Genomic DNA, 3,268 nt, shown 5'->3' on the forward strand with positions numbered 1-3,268 from the left:
CCTTTATTCAGAGTTTTCCCATTGTCTGCCGGATCTGTGTTCCCGAACCGGATTTCAACGAATACCTCTTTGCTCAGGGACTTGAAAACCTCTCGGGAATCAAGGCCCCCGAGAGGGCCCAATGGATCAGAACCCTGAATCTTGAAATGGCCCGGCTCACCAGTTTTCTGATGTGGATCGGCGGTCAGGCGGGAGCCTTCGGCATGGGAACCATCGGTCAGTGGACCGTCACCCACCGGGACTACATGCTGGACCACTTTGAAGAACTCACGGGGGGGCGGATCTATCATATGTACATCCTTCCCGGTGGTGTCCGAGGTGAAATCCCCAGCGGTTTTGACGGTCGTCTGGAAGACACTCTTGTTAAAATTGAAAAGCTCCTCAAAGAAATCGATCTTGTCATGATGCACAATGCTGTTTTTAAAATGCGCAGTAAAAAGCTGGGTATCATCGACCCGGCCTGGGTGGATGAATACGGAATCACCGGTCCTAATATGAGAGCCACAGGGATCAAACGGGATGTCCGGAAAGATCAGCCCTACCTGGTGTATGATCAGCTGGATTTTGACATTATTACGGGCAGTGATTCAGACTGCTATGACAGAACAGCCTGCCGTATAAAGGAGACCCAGCAGTCCATCGACCTGATTCGTCAGATCATGGCCCGGATGCCCTCCGGGGATATTCATACACCCCTTCCCAACGTACTCCACTGGAAGATTCCCGAAGGAAGCACCTATCTGAGAGCGGAATGCACAAGGGGCGAATACGGTTACTTTATGCAGACCGATGGATCTGGAAAGCTCAGACGAATGACAGTCCGGGGACCCAGTTATACCCATGCTGTCGCCCTGATGGAGAAGATGGCCGTGGGAACCAACATTGCCGACATTGCCGGCCTGATGGTGTCACTGCACACCTATCCGCCCGAGGTAGAGAGGTAAAATGAAATGAGTATTATTAAAGATATTATCGCCCCCTTTGCGGTGTGGAAACGAGCTTTTGAGAAACCCTATACGGTCAGCAAACCCATTGAGGAACGCCCCGGTGCTCCCCGGTACAGAGGGTTTCATATCAATGACGCTGATAAATGCATCGGATGCGGCACCTGTGAGGTGATCTGCCAGAATGCAGCCATCGATCTGGTTCCCGTTGAAGGTGTTCAAGTCCATAATGGTGACAGTGGTCTCAGGCCGATGATCGACTACGGCCGCTGCTGCTGGTGTGCCCTCTGTGTGGATGTCTGTACAACCAGCTCCCTCAGGATGAGCAACGAGTATGTGTGGATTGATCAGGACCCGGAGGTCTTCCGATTTGTTCCCGGCTACGACAATAAACCCTGGGATGACAGGGAAGAGGGGTATCGACGGGATTCTGAAAACTACAGTCTCCTTAACTTCACCCGGGTGGAGATGGACGCACTTGAACCCAAGGAGGGTCTGAAGTCCTTCACCGAACTGATTCAGGGCTACTCCCGGGAACAGGCTGTCAAAGAGGCGGACCGCTGTGTGGAATGCGGTATCTGTGTGGCGGCCTGTCCTGCCCATATGGATATTCCCGGCTATATACGGGCCGTCCGGGAAGGAAATACAGAAGAGGGACTGAGGCTCCTCTATAAAACGAATCCCTTTCCAGCCTCCTGCGGTAGAGTCTGTACCCACCGCTGCGAAGATGTCTGTGCCATTGGTCATCAGGGAGATCCCCTGGCCATTCGCTGGCTCAAGCGCTACATCGCCGACCAGGTGGATCTGGGCAATTATGCCAACATTCTGGGTGAACCAGAAGACAAGAGCAACAAAAAGGTTGCTATCATCGGTGCGGGACCCGGAGGACTTTCTGCCGCTTACTACCTGAGGATGATGGGACATCAGGTCACAGTTTTTGAAGGACGGGATGCCGCAGGAGGTATGCTCCGTTACGGTATTCCCGAATACAGACTGCCCTACGGGCAGCTGGATAAGGATGTACAGTCCATAACCAATCTGGGTGTTGAGATCAAATACAACACTCTGGTGGGCAAAGACGTCAGCTTTAAGGAATTGACCGAAAAATACGATTCTCTGTTTTTTTCCACAGGTCTGGATACAGCGTATGGTCTGGGTGTGGAGGGTGAAAATCTTCCCGGTGTGATCACAGGTCTCAGCATTCTCGAAGATGTGACCAACGGAAAAGATCCCCAGCTGGGAGACAAGGTCGTGGTCATAGGGGGCGGTAATGTCGCCATGGATGCGGCCAGAACAGCCAGACGCTTAGGCGCCGATGTCACCATCCTATACAGAAGGCGTATTGTTGACATGCCGGCTGATCAGGAAGAGATAGACGAAGCCCTGGAAGAGGGTGTCATCATGGTTCCTCAGGCGATTCCTCTCAAGGTGGAAAGCGGACAGAATGGACAACCCGTGATGACCTGGGGTCATGCCGAAATGGTGGATCAGGGACCGGGACAGAGGCCCAAACCTGTTCTTATCGAGGGTTCTACTGAAATCACCGAAGCCACCACCATTGTGGCGGCAATCGGACAGGGATCTGAATACACATTCCTTCCTGAAGAAGGATTTGATGGAGTAGAGATCAAGCGCTATAATGTTGTTATAGACAATCTTTCCCGCACGGGAAATGCAAAAATATTTGCCGGTGGTGATATTGCCAACAGTGTCAAAGATGCGGTCAGTGCTATTGCCGATGGACACGCTGCAGCGCTGGGAATCGATAAATACTTTCAGACCCTTAGACCCTAAGGCCTTTATTGAAAAAAACACCGGAATTATGAGTACACTACCAAGGTTCATTTGGAACCTTGGTGATTCTTAGGGAAGGCCTAAGGGTATTACTCACTCCGGTAGAACGGGAGTAACAATGATAAATACATTTGATGAAGTTCTGGCTTTTGCCATCAGCCGTGAAGAAGATGCGGTTCTCTTTTATCAATTTCTTCAGGGGAAAGCGCGTTTTGCTCCCCAAAAAGAAGTGTTGAAAGAGTTTGAATTGATGGAAGTAGGGCATGTGCGTCTTTTGGAAGGAGTTAAAAAACGCCATTCTATAGAAAAGCTATCTCAGACTATTCCGGAGGATCTACAGCTTTCAAGTTATCTTCATGATGTGGAGCCTGATGAGAACATGAGCTATCAGCAGATTCTTGTCGCTGCCATGAAAAAAGAAGAAAGAGCTGCTATGTTGTATACTGCTTTGAGGGATCAAGCCGAAGATATTCAAATCCGACAGGTTTTGCTCAGCTGGTGACTGAAGAAGAGAACCACCGCCATCATTT

The 3,268-nt window shown here is 50.5% G+C and carries 3 protein-coding genes; all 3 read left to right on the plus strand.

Going from position 1 to position 3,268, the window contains the following annotated elements:
* The coding region (locus tag PF479_RS03790) for a hypothetical protein (protein WP_298002363.1) at positions 1–944 on the plus strand (944 nt) is incomplete at its 5' end.
* A gap of 6 nt (positions 945–950) precedes the next feature.
* Positions 951–2,738, plus strand: a complete 1,788-nt coding sequence (locus tag PF479_RS03795) for an FAD-dependent oxidoreductase (RefSeq protein WP_298002364.1) — start codon at positions 951–953, stop codon at positions 2,736–2,738.
* Positions 2,739–2,856: 118 nt separating this feature from the next.
* Positions 2,857–3,240, plus strand: coding sequence for a ferritin family protein (locus PF479_RS03800; protein WP_298002365.1), 384 nt, complete (start codon positions 2,857–2,859; stop codon positions 3,238–3,240).
* The last annotated feature ends 28 nt before the right edge of the window (positions 3,241–3,268 follow it).

It is taken from the genome of Oceanispirochaeta sp. (genome assembly GCF_027859075.1).
Taxonomy (GTDB): domain Bacteria; phylum Spirochaetota; class Spirochaetia; order DSM-2461; family DSM-2461; genus Oceanispirochaeta.